Annotated in this window: 17 protein-coding genes and 1 pseudogene; 15 read left to right on the top strand and 3 right to left on the bottom strand. The window is 38.9% G+C overall.

Going from position 1 to position 18,411, the window contains the following annotated elements; translation table 11 throughout:
• Positions 1–14: 14 nt before the first annotated feature.
• The 3 genes and pseudogenes from ACZ9EE_RS05475 (at position 15) to ACZ9EE_RS05465 (ending at position 3,941) form a co-directional block, all read left to right on the top strand.
• Positions 15–777, top strand: a pseudogene (locus tag ACZ9EE_RS05475) (dimethylarginine dimethylaminohydrolase family protein).
• 33 nt (positions 778–810) lie between these two features.
• A complete protein-coding gene (locus tag ACZ9EE_RS05470) occupies positions 811–2,241 on the top strand; it encodes an amino acid permease (RefSeq protein WP_476025653.1) in 1,431 nt (476 codons plus the stop codon).
• 62 nt (positions 2,242–2,303) lie between these two features.
• Positions 2,304–3,941, top strand: a complete 1,638-nt coding sequence (locus ACZ9EE_RS05465; RefSeq protein WP_476025652.1) for a M20/M25/M40 family metallo-hydrolase — start codon at positions 2,304–2,306, stop codon at positions 3,939–3,941.
• A gap of 347 nt (positions 3,942–4,288) precedes the next feature.
• Here the strand turns inward: ACZ9EE_RS05465 and ACZ9EE_RS05460 are convergent, their stop codons facing one another.
• The 3 genes from ACZ9EE_RS05460 to fabG form a co-directional block, all read right to left on the bottom strand.
• Positions 4,289–4,936, bottom strand: a complete 648-nt coding sequence (locus tag ACZ9EE_RS05460) for a tetratricopeptide repeat protein (protein ID WP_476025651.1) — start codon at positions 4,934–4,936, stop codon at positions 4,289–4,291.
• Between the two features lie 314 nt (positions 4,937–5,250).
• Positions 5,251–6,438, bottom strand: coding sequence for an acetyl-CoA C-acetyltransferase (locus tag ACZ9EE_RS05455; protein WP_476025650.1), 1,188 nt, complete (start codon positions 6,436–6,438; stop codon positions 5,251–5,253).
• Between the two features lie 550 nt (positions 6,439–6,988).
• Positions 6,989–7,750 carry a 3-oxoacyl-[acyl-carrier-protein] reductase gene (gene fabG, locus ACZ9EE_RS05450; protein WP_476025649.1) on the bottom strand — a complete coding sequence of 254 codons (762 nt, stop codon included), beginning with the start codon at positions 7,748–7,750 and terminating at the stop codon, positions 6,989–6,991.
• Between the two features lie 54 nt (positions 7,751–7,804).
• Between fabG and ACZ9EE_RS05445 the strand changes: the two genes are divergently transcribed.
• From ACZ9EE_RS05445 to ACZ9EE_RS05390, 12 genes are all read left to right on the top strand, one after another.
• Positions 7,805–7,942 (top strand): hypothetical protein, encoded by a 138-nt coding sequence (locus tag ACZ9EE_RS05445; RefSeq protein WP_476025648.1) that lies wholly within the window; start codon positions 7,805–7,807, stop codon positions 7,940–7,942.
• Between the two features lie 228 nt (positions 7,943–8,170).
• Entirely contained in the window at positions 8,171–8,308 is a 138-nt protein-coding gene (locus ACZ9EE_RS05440) for a hypothetical protein (protein WP_476025647.1), read from the top strand.
• The gene (locus ACZ9EE_RS05435) at positions 8,292–8,567 is read left to right on the top strand and encodes a hypothetical protein (protein ID WP_476025646.1); all 276 of its coding nucleotides are present in this window, start codon (positions 8,292–8,294) and stop codon (positions 8,565–8,567) included. Before ACZ9EE_RS05440 ends, ACZ9EE_RS05435 begins: the two co-directional genes overlap by 17 nt.
• A 35-nt stretch (positions 8,568–8,602) precedes the next feature.
• Positions 8,603–9,346 carry an acetoacetyl-CoA reductase gene (gene phbB, locus ACZ9EE_RS05430; RefSeq protein ID WP_476025645.1) on the top strand — a complete coding sequence of 248 codons (744 nt, stop codon included), beginning with the start codon at positions 8,603–8,605 and terminating at the stop codon, positions 9,344–9,346.
• Between the two features lie 96 nt (positions 9,347–9,442).
• A complete protein-coding gene (gene phaC, locus ACZ9EE_RS05425; protein ID WP_476032863.1) occupies positions 9,443–10,501 on the top strand; it encodes a class III poly(R)-hydroxyalkanoic acid synthase subunit PhaC in 1,059 nt (352 codons plus the stop codon).
• A 307-nt stretch (positions 10,502–10,808) separates the two neighbouring features.
• The gene (locus ACZ9EE_RS05420) at positions 10,809–11,711 is read left to right on the top strand and encodes a LysR family transcriptional regulator (RefSeq protein ID WP_476025644.1); all 903 of its coding nucleotides are present in this window, start codon (positions 10,809–10,811) and stop codon (positions 11,709–11,711) included.
• A gap of 182 nt (positions 11,712–11,893) precedes the next feature.
• Positions 11,894–12,226: a hypothetical protein gene (locus tag ACZ9EE_RS05415; RefSeq protein ID WP_476025643.1), complete on the top strand. Its 333-nt coding sequence runs from the start codon at positions 11,894–11,896 to the stop codon at positions 12,224–12,226.
• Positions 12,227–12,391: 165 nt separating this feature from the next.
• Positions 12,392–13,402, top strand: coding sequence for an LLM class flavin-dependent oxidoreductase (locus ACZ9EE_RS05410; RefSeq protein WP_476025642.1), 1,011 nt, complete (start codon positions 12,392–12,394; stop codon positions 13,400–13,402).
• An 80-nt stretch (positions 13,403–13,482) separates the two neighbouring features.
• Positions 13,483–14,820: an LLM class flavin-dependent oxidoreductase gene (locus tag ACZ9EE_RS05405; RefSeq protein ID WP_476025641.1), complete on the top strand. Its 1,338-nt coding sequence runs from the start codon at positions 13,483–13,485 to the stop codon at positions 14,818–14,820.
• Positions 14,821–14,832: 12 nt separating this feature from the next.
• Complete coding sequence (locus tag ACZ9EE_RS05400) at positions 14,833–16,482, top strand: ABC transporter substrate-binding protein (RefSeq protein ID WP_476025640.1); 1,650 nt, start codon at positions 14,833–14,835, stop codon at positions 16,480–16,482.
• 31 nt (positions 16,483–16,513) lie between these two features.
• Entirely contained in the window at positions 16,514–17,437 is a 924-nt protein-coding gene (locus ACZ9EE_RS05395) for an ABC transporter permease (protein ID WP_476032861.1), read from the top strand.
• A 69-nt stretch (positions 17,438–17,506) separates the two neighbouring features.
• Positions 17,507–18,397 (top strand): ABC transporter permease, encoded by an 891-nt coding sequence (locus ACZ9EE_RS05390; protein WP_476025639.1) that lies wholly within the window; start codon positions 17,507–17,509, stop codon positions 18,395–18,397.
• The last annotated feature ends 14 nt before the right edge of the window (positions 18,398–18,411 follow it).

Here is an 18,411-nt window from a genome sequence, read left to right as displayed (position 1 = left end):
AGGAGGATGAAAACATGTTTAGACATACCATTGTAAAAATACCAAGTGAAAGTTATGTGAATGGTTTGACTACTTCCGATCTGGGGACACCGGAATTAGCAAAAGCTTTAGAACAGCATAAAGCATACATTAGTGCTTTGGAAAAGTGCGGAACGAATGTAACAGTTTTACCAAGTACGATTGAATTTCCAGATTCCACTTTTGTTGAGGATACAGCGGTATTGACCCCAAGATTTGCGGTCATTTCAAACCCAGGGGCCCTGTCACGGAATGGAGAAAATCCATGATATGGAACCTGTCATTAAGTCTTTCTATGAAACCATTTATTATATTAAAGCCCCTGGAACTCTTGATGGAGGAGATATTTTACAGATTGAGGATCATTTCTATATTGGCGTATCTGTAAGAACAAACTTAGAGGGTGCCGGACAATTAAAACAAATTTTTGAATCTGAGGGGTATAAAGCAACGATTATTCATTTAGAGAAATTTTTTCATCTAAAAACTGGGATCGCCTATTTAGGGGACGAAACTATTGTTGTTGCTGGTGAATTTATTGACCATCCCGACTTCAACTCTTTCAATAAAATTATTGTTCCTCCTGAAGAGGAATATGCGGCCAATTGCATCCGTGTCAATGACTATGTCATTATTCCCGCTGGCAACCCTGTGACGAAACAAAAAATTAATGAAGCCGGCTATCAAACAATTGAACTCGAAATGTCTGAGTTTCGAAAGTTGGATGGCGGATTAAGCTGTTTGTCACTGCGTTTTTAGTGGACGGCAATTTTAAGAGGGGTGAGCGAGAGGATGGGAAATCAAGGGGTTCCACAAGAACAATTAAATCGGTCAATGAAACGCCGTCATTTGTTTATGCTTTCATTAGGGGGAGTCATCGGAACGGGGTTGTTTTTGAATGCTGGTTATACGATTAATCAGGCGGGAGCAGGTGGTGCCTTAATAGGGTATATATTTGGCGGCATCATATTGTACCTTGTTATGGTGTGTTTAGGGGAGCTGGCTGTATATATGCCTGTTACCGGTTCCTTTCAAACATATGCAAGTAAATTCATTAATCCATCGGCCGGCTTTTCTCTGGGGTGGATGTATTTCATTGGGTCTGCAACTACGGCAGGAGTAGAATTCACCGCTGCCGGAATCATTATGAAGCGATGGTTTCCGGATGTTTCTGTATGGGTTTGGTGTGCTGTATTTATTCTCCTGTTATTTTTATTGAATGCCTTAACAACAAGAGGATTTGCTGAAGCCGAATATTGGTTTTCGGGAATTAAAGTTGTAGCCGTGATCTTTTTTATTATCATTGGTGTAGGGGCAATAATTGGAATTATTCCTTTGGAGGATCGGCCAGCTCCTTTATTGCAAAACCTAGCACCAACTAGTTTATTTCCGGCTGGGATTGCCATTCTCTTTGTAACTATGATGAATGTAATCTTTTCGTATCAAGGATCTGAGTTGATTGGCATTGCAGCGGGTGAAAGCGAAGAACCTCAAAAGAACATTCCTCGTGCTATTCGCAATGTGTTATTTAGAATTATTGTCTTTTATCTTGCCTCAATTATTATCTTATCAGCCATTTTCCCAACGAAGGAGCTTGGATTATTGGAAAGCCCATTCGTGACCTTAATGGACCTGGCTGGAATTCCCTTTGCACCGGATATTATGAACTTTGTTATCCTGACCGCCATTTTATCAGTTGGGAACTCATGTATCTATGCATCAACCCGGCTATTATGGGCAATGTCTCATGAAGGAATGGCACCGAGAGTGTTTGGTAAATTATCCAAACGGAAGGTCCCATTTACAGCTCTTATCTTTACCATGATTTTTTCATTATTATCTTTATTAACAAGTGTGATTGCTGCCGATACAGTTTTTGTATTATTAATGTCAATTGCCGGGATATCGGTAACGATCTCATGGATCGGAATCGCCCTCTCCCAATTCATGTTTCGCCGTAAATACCTGCAGCAGGGTGGAAAAGTGGAGGATTTACAGTATAGAGTTCCATTCTACCCGTTAATCCCCCTCGTCTGCATAATATGTTGTGTGTCAATTTTAATATTTCTAGCATTTGATCCAACCCAATTAATTGGACTCCTGATTGGACTAGGATTCCTGCTGATCTGCTACTTATCCTTCTTTTTCAAGAATAGGGTGTCAGGCACCACAAATGTACACAGTCCATCAGAGGTGGACAGTGATTTATCACAAAAACATTAAGTTTAAATATTAATATAGCAACATATTATTTTGCGAATTGATTTTAAAGGGGTAAACAAGATATGGAACAGCTAAGGTGGGGAACACCGGATGCATTAAGAGGATTGTTGTGTGAATTAGTGAGTTGGCATAGTATGACCTTAACGGAGGGTGAACGTGAATTTCCCGGTAAGATTCAGGGGAAGTTGAAAGAACTTCAATATTTTCTCGACAATCCAAACAACCTGGAACTGAATGAAGCGGACTTGGGACGACGTTTTTTAACCGCATTATATAGCCATAAGGAAGTAAAAGGTACAATTGTTTTAATAAGTCATTTTGATACAGTAAACACTGAAGAATATGGAGACCTTGAGCCATTTGCCTATCAACCTGAAGCTTTGACAAAATTACTTTTTGATAGAATGGATGAATTACACGGAGAGGCAAAGTTTGATCTACTATCAGGTCAATATTTATTTGGCCGAGGGACAATGGACATGAAAATGGGACTCGCGATGCACATGGCGTTACTGGAAAAAGCATCGGTTGAAAAATGGCCTATTAATATCTTGCTGCTTACCGTTCCAGATGAGGAGGTAAACTCATCAGGTATGCGAGCCGCTGTTACCAAACTATTAGAACTAAGAGGAGAGCATCAGCTCGACTATAAGTTATTCTTAAATGGAGAGCCAGTCTTTACACAAGAACCTGGAGACAGAAGTTATTATGTTTATTCTGGGTCAATCGGAAAAATTATGCCTTCTGCCCTCTTTTATGGGAAAGAAACACATGTAGGTGAACCGCTTAGCGGCATTACTGCCCCATATATTGCCTCATTTTTGACACAGCGGATGGAGTGGAATATAGACCTGCAGGAAAATGTGATGGGAGAAACCACACCGCTCCCCGTAACACTTCTGCAAAAGGATTTACGATCGGAATACTCCGTTCAAACTCCATACCGATCAGCAGCTTTATATAATGTTTTTTTAATGAAACGGACTGCAGAAGAAATTATGGAGATATTTGAAAAAGTCGCTCAAGATGCTGCGAGAGCATGCAATCAATTCTATCAAGAGGTTTGTCTTAAGCAATCCGCCACGCCTATTGGCGAAGTCCGGGTATTGCGTTTTGAAGATTTACAATTGCATGCAATTCGAAAATTGGGTCTTGAACAGGTAGAGAAGGTGAAGGCTGAGGTTCAAGCCAATTCTAATTGGGATGACCGTGAAAAATCATTAAGAATTGCAGACAGCCTAATGATCGAGTGCCAAGAACTCGCACCGGCGATAGTGTTAATTTTTGCACCACCTTATTATCCAGCCGTCAATTCTTCTCACGATGAACTTGTGAAGAAGTGTGTTCAATATGTTAGGGAAGAAGGACTGGAGAAATTTGCTTTACCTGTCAAACAAGTACATTATTTCAATGGAATCAGCGACTTGAGTTATGTAAACTATCAAGATGATGGAAAAGGCTGGACAGCCTTTAAGGCAAATACGCCTGTATGGGGGAGCAGCTATACCATTCCTTTCGATGCAATGGCCCAACTCAAAGCTCCTGTCTTAAATGTCGGGCCGTTTGGAAAAGATGCCCATAAACGTACGGAACGACTACACATGAAAAGTGCCTTTGAAGAAGTTCCCTTTCTTGTTGAAGGAATGATAAAGATGATTGCTGCTAGTATGTGCCAGATACCTAGTAATTCCAATAACTAAAAAATAGAGGCTGACCCAAAAGGTGGTTGATGAATAATTTTTGCACACTCTGTTGATTGGAGCGGAAGGCGCGAAGACTCCTGCGGGAGTACGGAGCTGGGGAGACCCCGCAGGAGCGGTGCGACAAGGAGGCTTCCCGTTCCGCCCGCGGAAAGCGAAGCGCCTGGAGCGGAGATCAACAGACTAATTTAATGTATAAAAAAGAAGGTGCTCCCTAAAAGTTATACTTTTGGGACACCTTCTTCTTTTATCAATATGGAAACATTAGTAAGACAGTTTTCTACAAACGTATTTGTAAATAGATAAAAGTATTCTAAAATATTAAAAATAATAGGGGAGTGAATACATTATTTGTATGTACTCAAGCCATAATGGATGGCCCTCATATACCCTTGCTTTGCTGATTCAATTATTAATTCATAAGCTTCTTCAAACCTTAACTGATTTTCAAGTAATACAGCAAGATTTAACATAGAAGGCGGATAACCTAAATTAATTGCATTCTTATAGTAGTTTTCAGCTTTTTTATAATCAGGTAGAATATTAGAGATACCGAATTGATAAATCTTACCTAATACATCTAATGCTTCGATTTCACCCTGGGTTGCAGCCTGATTTAGAGAATGTAAAGCTTGATTAATATCCATAACAACCCCTAAACCTTTAAGATACATCAGCCCTTGATAATAAAGAGCACCTGTATGCCCAAGCACGGCAGCTTCAGAAAAATACTCGAATGCCCTTAGGTAGTCTTTTGTAATACCTAACTGGTCACTTCCAAAATAATGATGTTTCCCCATTTCAAACTCTGCAGCTGGAAATCCTTTATTGATGATTTGAGCGAGCATTTCGAATGCTTCCAGAAAGCTTTCAGTTTCATAGAATCTTTTATATTCTTTAAAGAGATCCTCTAGTGAAGTGTTTTCTGATCGTTTTTGATCAGTATTGAGCATTTTATTAAAGTCATTATTAATTTTAGATTCGTTAAAGTTCAAATTAATCCCTCCTAATACTTCTTGTTAAAATTGAGATGTAGTCGCGAGTAAAGAAAATTAAAACCACTAGAGCATGGTCTTTTATAGGAGAACCTATTTGTTTTCAAGAAATCGTAAGTTAATAAGTAAAATTAGGATGGATAAATGAACATCCCTTGAATTCTTTAAAAAGAGAATCATCAAGGGATGTCTAATTAACTTGAATAAATGCTGACTTCCATTTACCTGTTATTCACATGGAATAGCTAGATAAGGACTGTTTCTCTTTTGAATTTCTTTTTCAGTGAGCCCGTCATTAGATTGGTATTGGCAGTTTAAATGTTTTCAACAATTGTTGCTACACCTTGGCCCCCACCGACACACAATGTAGCTAAACCAAAACGATTTTCACGTTTCTTCATTTCATGAATTAAGGATACCAAAATTCTTGCTCCGCTGGCACCAATTGGGTGACCTAAGGCAATCGCACCGCCATTTACGTTTAATTTTTCTTTATTAAAATGCAATTCACGGTCTACCGCGATTGCTTGAGCTGCAAAAGCTTCATTTGCTTCAATTAAATCCACCTCTTCTAATGATAAAGAAGCTGATTGTAGAGCTTTTTTTACTGCTGGGACTGGACCAATCCCCATAATACTTGGGTCAACACCAGCAACAGCATTTGCTTTAATAACGACTAGTGGTTTAAGCTGCAGTTCCTCGGCTTTTTTACGGCTCATAACAACTAATGCAGCTGCACCATCATTAATTCCTGAAGCACTTGCTGCAGTTACTGTTCCATCCTTCTTAAAGGCTGGGCGAAGTTTTTCAAGGCCGGCAGCTGTCGTTCCAAACTTAGGGAACTCATCCTGGCTGAATACGTTTACTTGACCTTTACGACCAGGGACTTCAACAGGAACAATTTCATCTGCGAATCGATTGGACTCAATCGCAGCTTGGGCCTTTTGTTGGCTCCATGCAGAAAACTCATCTTGCTCCACGCGTGTAATTTCATATTTTTCAGCCAGATTTTCAGCAGTCACACCCATGTGATAATCATTTTCGGCGCACCATAATCCGTCTTGAATCATGCTGTCGAGAATTTTCTGGTCTCCCATTTTAAACCCGTTGCGGCCGCCTTTTAATAAATAGGGAGCTTGACTCATATTTTCCATTCCTCCAGCTACTACCACTTCAGCTTCGCCGGAAAGAATGGCTTGCGTTGCCAAATGAACTGCTCTTAAGCCAGAACCACAAACCATATTAATCGTCATTGCGGGTGCTTCCTGTGGTACTCCTGCTGCAAGGGAAGCTTGTCTAGCAGGATTTTGGCCAGCGCCGGATTGTAACACGTTTCCCATAATAACTTGATCAACATTAGTAGGAGAAATTCCTGCTCTTTCAATAGCAGCTTTTATGACTGTGGACCCAAGCTCTTTAACTGTAACATTTTGTAAACTTCCTAGAAAACTTCCAATTGGTGTTCTAACAGCACTTACAATTACAACTTCGTTTACTGTCATCTGAATCACTCCCATAGCGAATTTATTATACTCCTATGTATAATTTCTCCCATATGATACTACATATAGTAGGTAGTTTTCTCAGTAATTCTTCGACAAATTTAGTAGCTTGCTTTTTTAGTTGGTTGATGGGCTGGAGGTGAATTTACTCGATTAAGAGGAAAGACTTTTGGGAGGTAAATTCAATTGAGAGTGGGTGAAAAGGATAATTTTTCATTCTCCAAAGAACCAAAATATGACCATAAAAATTTATTTAAATAAATAGAGAGAATTTTGTTGAAATTCCGTTTAATTTGGCGGTTGTTGTAGAAAAATTTTTTTGGCTGAGTGGTCAACTTTTAGTTTTACTAGACAAAATTCTAGTAAATCGGCCAAAACAGTTTGTTAAAATAGTAATAGTGTTTTTGTGTTACTGGTGATAAACAACGGTGAAGGGAAAAACATTGAAGTTTTTCCCTTGTGTTTTGCTTACTAAATTGATGTAGAATAAGGAGCCTTCTGATTCTATATTCCTTTTCTACACGCATCCCGGCTAAGTTATCCGTATACTCTAAATCACTAAACCACCATCAACACTTAAAACCGTTCCATTGATATATTTTGCATCATCTGACGCTAAGAACAGGTAGGCAGCTGCAATATCTTCTGGTTGACCCAGTTTTTTAAGTGGTGTTTTATCTTTCATATAATTGAGAACCTTTTCTGGAACTGCTGCAGTCATACCTGTTTCAATGAAGCCAGGTGCAACGGCATTAACTCTAATTCCTTTCGGCCCAAATTCCTTCCCCCAGCTTTTGGTTAACCCGATTACCCCAGCTTTTGTTGCAGCATAATTTGTTTGACCAATATTTCCATATAGTCCTACAACGGAAGAGGCATTCAGGATTACGCCTGAGCCTTGTTTTAACATAATAGGAGCGACTGCTTTAGTGCATTTAAATACACCTGACAAGTTAACTGAAATCACTTTCTCCCAATCCGCTTCGTCCATTTTGGTTAGAAAACCATCAAGGGTGATCCCAGCATTGTTTATCAGGACATCAATTTTACCATGCTTTTGGATAATAGATTGAACCATACCATCGATTTGGGAGCTATCCGTTACATTGACTTGAAAGAATTCTGCCTTTTCGTCATTCAAATCTTCCAATGCTTTTCTTCCGGCTGCTTCATCATAATCACAAATAACAACAAACGCTCCTTCGTGTAGAAATTTTTTTGCTGTTTCTTTTCCAATTCCTTGTGCTCCGCCGGTAATCAAAACAACGCTTTCATTAAACTTCAAACTTACCACCTCTTTTTTTAAATTCATCCATCCACCAGAATTCACGAAGAGAAACCATTCAGTCTGAAATTTGTCTAAATAGTGAACAAAAAAACAGCAAATAAAATAAATTTGTCGATTCGTGTTGAAGAAACGGCGAATCCAGCATCATCAAACAAGGAATTATTCTATAAAAAGCAATTGCGATTTGCTAAAAATATTATTCAATTCATAACATAAATAGAACTAAGGAAAAATTATCCACCGCTTTGAAAACGCTTAAACGGTTGCAGTTACTGGGTTTGGTTGGGTTATAAAAAATTTCCATATATGTAATCTACATAGAGGCTAGAAATTTGTCGTAAAATGCAATAATATATTTTGATTATTTTTAATGTTTGTTCTTTAATTGTTTGAAGGATGTTAGTATGATTAAAATGTCGATAAAAATCATTAGGAGGAAAAAAAATGAGTACAAACTTTAATATCTTCGAGGCCTGGAAGGATCTATATAACCAGACAAGTAATTTATATGATGAAAAAATAATGGAATCTTTTCCTTCTCAGGGAATTGGCCAAAATTTTGGACATGAATCTACAATTTAAAAAATTAATCGACGAAACCACTGAAAAATATTTAGAGCTTGGCAACCTGCCATCTCGCAAGGATCTTGCCAACTTGTCCTCTCAAATTGTGAATGTCGATGCAAAGGTTGATAGTTTAGAAGAGTTACTGGAGGATAAACTAGAGAACACTGACAATCCGGTGTCATTTAAACGCGAATTAACAGATTTAAAATCCGAAATGAAGAACTTGGATAAAAAATTAAATCAAATTCTCTCTTTATTAAAACCTGCACAATAAACAGTAGACAAAACATAAAAAAGGGGTATGGGCAAATGACAAACTTAAACGGCAAAGTAGCAATTGTAACGGGCGGCAGCAGAGGTATTGGTGCAGCTATTTCTATGGAACTTGCAAGACAGGGTGCAAAAGTGGTTCTTAACTTTGTTACTCGTGATGAATTAGCTGAAAAAATGGTCGCTGATATAAATGAAATCGGCGGCGAAGCTTATGCGATCCGGGCAGATGTTTCCAATAGTGAGGATGCAGCCCATCTTGTCCAAGAAACAATTGATCATTTTGGAAGATTAGATATTTTGGTTAACAATGCGGGTATCACAAGAGACAGTACATTTAAAAAATTAAGTTCTGAAGACTGGAGAAGGGTAATCGATGTTAATTTAAATAGTGTTTACAATACAACATCAGCAGCATTGCCATATCTTCTTGAATCAGATGCAGGACGCATTATCAATATTTCATCCATTATCGGACAAGCTGGCGGTTTTGGTCAAACCAACTATGCTGCAGCAAAAGCCGGGTTAATTGGGTACACGAAATCTCTTGCTCTTGAACTAGCAAGAACAAATGTTACCGTTAATGCGATTTGCCCAGGATTTATCGGAACTGAAATGGTTCAAGCAATCCCTGAAAAAGTTCTAGCAGGAATAGTAGAAAAAGTTCCGCAAAAACGCCTAGGAAAACCGGAAGAAGTCGCTCGCGGCGTTGCTTTCCTATGCAAGGATGGCGACTATATTACTGGTCAGCAGCTTAATATTAATGGCGGACTTTACATGTAACTGTCATCAAGGCAGATATCACTGTATATAGTAAATAATGACTAAATCAAGGAAGGAGTGTGCAATATGAGCTTAGTTGCGGAAAAAGATTGGGACATGCTTCTAGATTTCTTGCCTGAAGAGTATGGAGAGCAAATGAAACGTGTGATGAAGGCAACTCAAGTGTTAACTGTGGATCCTCAGCCAGAAGTCGGACCAACTCCAAAAGAGGTGGTTTGGACTAAAAATAAAACGAAGCTTTATCGTTATATTTCTGAACAACCGAAAAAACATAAAATCCCATTACTGTTGGTTTATGCATTAATCAATAAACCATACGTATTAGATTTGACTAAGGGTGGAAGTTTAATAGAATATCTAGTGAATAATGGGTTTGATGTCTATCTTCTTGATTGGGGTACACCTGGCTATGAAGATCGAAATATGAAACTAGATGATTTTATTATCGACTATATCCCGCGGGCGGTTAAAAAAGTCTTAAAGACATCTAATGTTGATGAATTGTCCATTCTTGGTTATTGTATGGGCGGTACGATGACCTCTATTTTTGCAGCTCTTTATCCGGAATTACCAATTCGCAATCTAATCTTTATGACAAGTCCGTTTGATTTTGCGGATACAGGATCATATGGTGCCATGTTAAATGAAAAATACTTTAATATTGATAAAGTAGTAGATACACTTGGTGTAATTCCGCCTGAAATGATTGACTATGGAAACAAGTTAAGTAAACCTATGGGTAACTTCTATGGACCATTTGTGAGTCTTGTTGATCGTGCAGATAATGAAAATTTTGTAAAAAGCTTTAAACTCCTGCAAAAATGGTTAAACGACGGGATTCCATTCCCAGGGGAATCATATCGTCAATGGATTCGAGACTTTTATCAAAAGAACAAGTTGATAAAAGGGGAATTGGTCGTTCGCGGCCGCAAGGTTGATTTAAAAAATATCACTGCTAATGTCCTGAATTTATCAGGGAAAAACGATCTAATTGCCCAGCCTCATATGGTAGAGGCCTTGATGGACGCTATATCTAGTACAGATAAACAGTATAAAAACCTGCCAGTAGGTCACACCTCAATTACATTTGGCTCCCAAGCCTCCAAAATTACCTACCCAACCATTGGAGATTGGCTTGCTGAACGTTCTAGTTGATGAACCGTTTTAAGATTTATTTGCCCTAAAGTGAGTGTTTTAAACACTCACTTTTTATATGGGTAAGAATTATTATATTAAATTATCAGATAATCCACAAGTCATAGAATTTTTTAAAATAAAATAAGTCTTATTCCTACTTTACTTATGGGATTAATTAGGTTAAAATTTAGAGAATTCAAAAAATATAGCTGATTGGTTAACCAAAGGCTCCTAAACGCATTTTGCGTAGAGGAGCCTTTTTTATTTCTTAAATGGCAAATACTTTTTTAGAACACACAGAGGAAGTCAAAAAGGGGGATTTGCATTGAATATTGATCATCTTGAAGCGTTTATGTATGTAGTTCATTTAGAAAGTATTCATAAAGCGGCGGAAGCACTTTATTTATCTCAGCCAACTGTTACCGCAAGGATTAAAACATTAGAGCAGGATCTGGGTATCGAATTATTTTTACGGAAGGGAAGAAGTTTGACATTATCGGAGGAGGGAAAGGCGTTTATCCCATATGCAGAACAAATTATCCATACCTACCAGCAAGGGAAGAAACTACTAAAAAAAGAAGACCATCCCGAGGAGCTCGCCATTGGAGCGAATATCATTACATCACAATATTTTATACCGTTTGCCCTCCCGCTCTTAAAAAAAGCGCATCCAGAGCTGCGGTTTAAATTTATTACGGCTCCAAATGAAGTACTTCTTGAAAAATTACTGCAGAAGCAAGTCGATATCGCCTTCATGAAGGATGTTTCGCATCGGGGGGTGCAAAAGCAAGCATTTCTCGATAATTCACTAAAATTCGTCGTTTATCCTGGGCACTCATTTCAATTTGAGGAGAAAATCTCTGTTCAGCAATTAGCTAATGAACCGATGGTATTTTTTGAATGTGGAGCTTTTGACTGGAATCGGGTGTTTCATTTATTTGAAGTTGCCAATATTGAACCAAAGATAGAATTTCTTGTGGACCATCTTGAGGTAGCTAAATCTATTATTCTAAGTAAACATGGCATTGGATTTTTACCCTCCTTAAGTATTAAAGAGGAGCTTCAACGGGGAGAGCTTATTGAAATCGATGTGTCACATATCCTCGAGATTAATCAGCCTATTTTTATAACCCATTTACACACTGGGTTCACACATTCGCTGGTCTGGGAAGATATCCTTTTGACCGTTAAGGAATTTGAGAATCAACGCTATCTCGCTATTAATTGAAGTTTCCGATCAATTGATTAAAATTTTCAATCAGCTAACGTATTGCGGTATCAATCTTTTCAATGATAGGATTAAATTCATTAAACAACAAATCAACATTTTTTATTAAATTTCGGGAAAATATTGTTTTAAATCCAAGTATTCAAGTGTGTATTCTTGGATATTATAGGGGGCCAGAAAGCATGAAAGCACAAAATGTAAATGATGTAAGACCATTGATAAAATCTAAAACGCAAAATTCCTTTGCAGCGTATAACTATCTTAATATGCCGGATTTGCAGTTTTTTAATTGGTGTAATCAGCAATTTAAGGTGAATCGAGGTATATATAATACGATTGATCAATGGTTTCACGAATATGGAATTGTTAATATCTATTCCCGCAGAATTCAGCTTTTAGCATTCTTAGATTCTGTTAAAGATCAGTTAAATCAACCAAATTCGTCTAAATTTATAAGATTCGGTCATGGAGGTCTTACAAAGAGGCTGAATGATTTTATCATGGAAAAGAGTTAGTTGTAATCTCAAAAATTTATTGATAGATTTTTTAAATCAAACATAGCTAATTTCCTATCAGTGAAACTATTGCCAGGTCTTTATTTCCGATGATAGGATAAACAACAATAAACCAAAATAAACTTATCTGATTGGTAAAGTCGGAATAAAACGGAGGAAACGTTAATGAGTTATAAGTTAAGTATACTGGATCAAAGTCCAATTTTTCCTGGCACTACCGCTTCCCATGCATTGCAACAAACCGTATTACTAGCTCAAAAAGCAGAAGAATGGGGATATACACGTTTCTGGGTATCAGAACATCATAATACAGAACAATTGGCAGGATCATCACCAGAAGTGCTAATTTCCTATTTATTAGCACAAACCAAGACGATCCAAGTTGGTTCGGGTGGGGTGATGCTCCAGCACTACAGTCCATATAAGGTGGCTGAAAACTTCCATGTCTTATCGAACCTTGCACCTGGAAGAGTCGATCTAGGGATTGGGAAAGCACCAGGTGGTCTTCCCCTGTCAACAAAAGCCTTACAGTATGGAACTGTCAATGATGGGAAGGACATTTCAGACCGGCTCTCCTTTTTAGTAGACTTAATTGAAAACTCTGTTGATAGCAGTCATCCGCTTGCAGGAATTCAAGCAACCCCAATTCCTCAGGAAAAACCTGAAATATTTCTGCTAGGTGCTAGCACAACGAGTGCCCGCCTTGCTGCCGAACTGGGAATATCATTTGTTTTTGCTAAATTTATCAATAGTGATGAACAAGTACTAGAGAGTGCTGCAAAATATTATCGGGAAGGGTTTCCTACTGGAAGATTTATTGTTTCACTGGCTGTTATTGCGGCACCTACTCAAACAGAAGCAGAACAATTAATTGGGGACAGAAAAATAGTCAAAGTCCATCTCCAGAGTGGACGTTCGGTTACGGTACAATCCATTGAACAAGCAGAGATTTTTGGAAAGCAATCAGGTGAACGATATGAAATCACGGAACAAGAAGCGGACATTATTGCGGGAACACCTGATTATGTAACGGAAGTTTTAACTCAACTTCAAAAAACCTACCAGGTGGATGAATTTATCATACATACACCTATTGAACAAGAAGCAGAAAGATTTCAATCCTTTCAGTTGTTAAGCCCTCTAAATATAACGAATGTTCTGCCGCTAAACAGATAAGGATTATTTTTTTACCTTTAAAACCAACTATTCGGGTAGGGATTGTAAATATTATAATAAGTGAAAGGAAGGAAATTGCGATGGCTAATAAAAGACAATTAAAACTAGGGACGATTATTCATGGGGTTGGAGGAAATATTGCCGCTTGGAGGCATCCTGAGGTATTAACAGATGCCAGTGTGAATTTTGACTTTTATAAGGAGCAAGCCCAAAAATCTGAACAGGCTAAATTTGATTTTGTTTTTATTGCGGATGGCTTGCATATTAACGAAAAATCATTGCCCCACTTTTTGAATCGATTTGAGCCACTGACGATCTTATCGGCACTTGCGGCTGTCACTTCACGAATTGGCCTTGCCGGAACCGTATCCACTTCTTATAGTGAACCGTTTACTGTAGCTAGGCAATTTTCCTCCCTTGATCATATTAGTCATGGACGGGCGGGCTGGAATGTTGTCACCTCACCATTAGAGAAAACAGCAAAGAATTTTAGTAAAACAATCGAGGAGCATCCTAATCATCCAAAAAGATATAGAATTGCCTCTGAATATTTAGATGTCGCTAAAGGATTATGGGATTCGTGGGAAGATGATGCATTTATTCGCGATAAAGAATCAGGGGTTTTCTTTAATCCAGAAAAATTGCATTCATTAAACCACAAAGGAGAATTTTACTCGGTACAAGGGCCGTTAAATATTGGCAGATCAAAGCAAGGGCGGCCGATTATCTTTCAAGCCGGGTCTTCTGAAGATGGGAAAAACCTTGCTGCTAAAGACGCTGATGCTATCTTCACTGGTCAAGCAACATTGGAAGATGCCCAAAAATTCTACCAAGATGTTAAACGCAGAACAGCTGAATATGGCAGGAATCCTGATCACATTCTTATCATGCCAGGAATTGAGCCGATTGTTGGAAAAACAGAGGAAGAAGCGGAACAGAAATATCAAGAGATTGCTAATTTAGTATCGATTGAACAGGCACTGAACTACCTTGGGCGATTTTTTGAACATCATGATTTTTCCCAGTATCCACTTGATGAACCATTTCCAGATATCGGTGATTTGGGTTCTAACAGCTTTAAAAGTGGAACAGACCGAATTAAACAGGATGCAAAAGAACAAGATTTAACCCTTCGGCAGGTAGCATTAAGAGCCGCGACCCCACGAACACCGTTTATTGGAACACCTGAAAAAGTAGCCGGCCTGATTCAAGAGTGGTTCGAAGGGTTTGGAGCAGATGGGTTTATTATTCACTTTAATCTCCCAAGCACTTTAACAGGATTTATTGATTACGTAGTACCGATCCTAAAGGAACGCGGGTTGTTCCGCACAGAATATGAATCTGACACATTAAGGGGGAATCTGGGCCTCCCATTCCCGACTAATCGATATGCACAATCTACAGTAAAAAATGGATAAGGGGCGTTTGATATGAAACTAGTTAATCAGACAAAATTATTTACCATTCTATTAGTATTTTTACTTCTAGTGTCAGGCTGTGCAAACGGTGCAACTACAACCAATAAATCAGCTGATACGAACGAAAAGAGTAAATCGCAGCCAAAACAGGGCGGGGAATTAACCTATGCGCTCGCTACATCACCAGATACTTTGGATCCACATCGAAGCGGTTTAGCAGTAGCAGGCCGAGTGTTCAGAAATATCTTTGATACCTTAGTTGTTCAGGCGAAGGATAACACAATCCAACCGTGGCTTGCAACAGAATGGACCGTTTCAGATGATGGAAAAAGTTATACGTTTAAGCTTCGTAAAAATGTGAAATTCCACGATGGGACTCCTTTTAATGCTGAAGCTGTGAAATATAGTTTTGACCGGATTATCGATCCAAAAACCAAATCAGGAAATGCACCAGGGCTCCTCCAGCCATATGTATCTTCAGAAGTAATCGATGATTACACCATCAAGATTAATCTTGCTACACCATCTGCTGCGTTCTTAAGTAATTTAAGCCAAAATCAACTAGGAATTGTTTCTCCGACAGCCGCAAAGAAATATAGTGATCAATTTGGCAAACATCCGGTAGGGACTGGACCTTTTAAATTTGTTAGCTGGTCAGAAAATGCAGACATCCAACTTGAGAAAAATAGTGACTACAATTGGGGACCGCCTAACGTAGAGAATAAAGGAAAGCCAAATTTAGATAAACTCACTTTTAATATCGTTCCAGAAGAGGCAACACGGATCGGCAGTGTTCAAAGCGGCCAGGTACTTGCAGCCGAAACCGTACCGCCACAAAATATTGCTTCGTTAAAAAATGATCCTAAAACGCAATTACTGACAGTAAATACAATTGGTTTGCCATATACGCTCTTTTTCAATCAAAGAAAAGCACCTTGGACCAATGTTAAGGTTCGTCAAGCGGTACAGCTTGCAGTGGATGTTGATTCGATCGTCAAGACATTGTACCTAGGAACATATCATAGGGCATGGTCACCACTGACACCTGGCATTTTTGGTTATGATCAATCACTCGAAGGCAGCACTAAAGCAAATATTAAAAAGGCCAATCAAATCCTTGACGAATTAGGCTTCAAGAAAGGGTCTGATGGCATACGGGTAAAAGACGGTAAGCCATTTACATTGAAATATGTTGATGGATCACCAAATCGCGAAAAAAGAAATGATATTGCTGTGATCATCCAGCAGCAGTTAAAAAAGGTCGGTATTAAAGTAGAAATTAATATTACAAAAGATGTCGCAACAGTTATCTATAAGAATGCTGATTATGATTTATATGGAAACAGCCAAGTAAATTCTGATCCGAATGCGCTTCGTGCTATCTACCATAGTCGTACACCGGAAGAGGAAGCTGTTTTTAAAGGCTTAACGGGTGCTTCGGATACAGAATTAGATAAATTACTTGAGCAGGGAACGATTGAATCCAATTCGGCGAAACGGAAAGAGATCTATAAAAAGGCCCAGCAAATCATTATCAAAGACGCCTGGATCATTCCAATTTATGTTTTCCCATACACCGTAGCAGCATCAAAGACAGTAACAGGACTTTCCTTTGATTCATTAGGCTATCCAGTGTTCAATGATGTAAGCATTGAACCATAACAAGAATAGGAGCTGATACATTGTGGCTTTAGTGAACAAGATCCTTCTGAAAATATTGACTGCATTTGTATCTATATTAGGCTCCTTAATCCTTGTCTTTTGCATTATCTATTTGCTTCCGGGGGATCCTGTACTGTCGATGCTTGATCCCTCTGCTGCAACACCGGAAATGATTGCAAATTTACGCAAGGAATTGGGGCTGGATCAACCCTTTTACATTCAGTTCTTACATTATTTCATTGATGTTCTACATGGGAATTTTGGTCAATCAATCGTTAATAGTGATCCGGTACTTCCCAAAATTTTAGAACATTTTCCTGCTACGCTCGCCTTAACGTTCACAAGCGCCATTTTATCTGTTGTGATTGGTGTTACGTTTGGCGTTCTTTCAGCGATTTATCGGAATAAATGGATTGATATTGTCGCACGGTTAATCGGATTATTTGGAATTTCTATGCCGACCTTTTGGTCGGGAATTTTACTTATTCTTATTTTTTCTAACTTCCTGCACTGGTTTCCTGCCATGGGGTCTGATGGATGGAAAACGCTTGTACTCCCATCTCTTTCCCTTGGTTTTGTAGGTGCAGGGTTAATCATTCGGATGGTGCGCAATAGCATGTTGGAGGTAATAAATGAGCAATTCATTGTTACTCTGAGAGCAAAGGGTCTTTCAGAACGGGCAGTCATGTATCGTCACGCCCTAAGGAATGCACTCATACCTGCCATTACGATTATTGGTTTGAATATTGGGGAACTTATGGCCGGTACGGTTGTTATTGAAACCGTATTTTCCAGACAGGGTATTGGCCGTATTGTCGCGGATGCCATTATGGCTAAAGACATCCCTGTCATTCAAGGTGTTGTGTTTTTTAGCGCCATTGTCTATGTGATTGTCAATCTTTTAGTAGATTTATCTTACTCACTCATTGATCCTCGGGTACGCCGAGCTAATTAAAATGATAAACATTATGGTGAGCAGCCCCAATGACATGCGTGAAAAATTAAAAACAGGAGGAACTATATAATGAAGGAAGTGGTTAACACTAAAACGGTGCTTCAGGTGCCAAAATGGAAGTTTACAAGATTAAAAACTAACTTCTCCGGTTCAAACCTCTTTACTTATTCAGCAGGGTTGATTGTCCTATTCATTATCGCCTGTGCATTATTTCCAAAGTGGATTGCACCTTTTTCGCCAACCTATATGGATACCTCACTTATTTTACGTGCACCAAGTTCAGCACATTGGTTCGGAACCGATTATTTTGGCAGAGATGTGTTTAGCTTAGTAATCTATGGCTGCCGGGATTCCCTTATCATTGGGCTGGCATCCGTTCTCATTGGCGGATTAATTGGCGGGACAATCGGATCGTTATCTGGATATTTTGGCGGATTAATCGATGTTGTTTTTATGCGGTTGATTGAAATATTGATGACCATCCCGGGTGTTCTGTTGGCATTAGCTATTGCTGCTGCACTCGGGCCTGGCTTATTTAATATTGTATTAGCCGTTGCAGCGGCTTCTATACCAGGATACGCACGAGTTATGAGAGGGCAGATGCTTTCTATTAAAAAGCGCCAATATGTGGATGCATCCCGCTCAATTGGGACACCCGAATGGAGGATTTTTCTTTGGCATCTATTACCGAATTCCTGGTCCCCACTGTTTGTCATGGCGACCATTGGCCTCGGGTCCTCTATTTTAATTGGCTCAGGACTGAGCTTTCTTGGCCTAGGTGTCATCAAAGAAATTCCAGATTGGGGCGCACTCCTTTCGCAGGGACGCGGATATTTGACCGTTGGCTGGTGGATTTCTACCTTCCCGGGCTTAGCTATTACCCTCTTTGTTCTTTCTGTAAATATTATTGGTGATAAACTTCGGGATACTTTTGATCCAAAAACAAGCCATGCGAGATAAAGGAGGAACCTCAG

Source organism: Bacillus sp. URHA0034, assembly GCF_056280405.1.
Note: the sequence above shows the minus strand (reverse complement) of the source record. Positions and strands in the feature narration are given on the sequence as shown.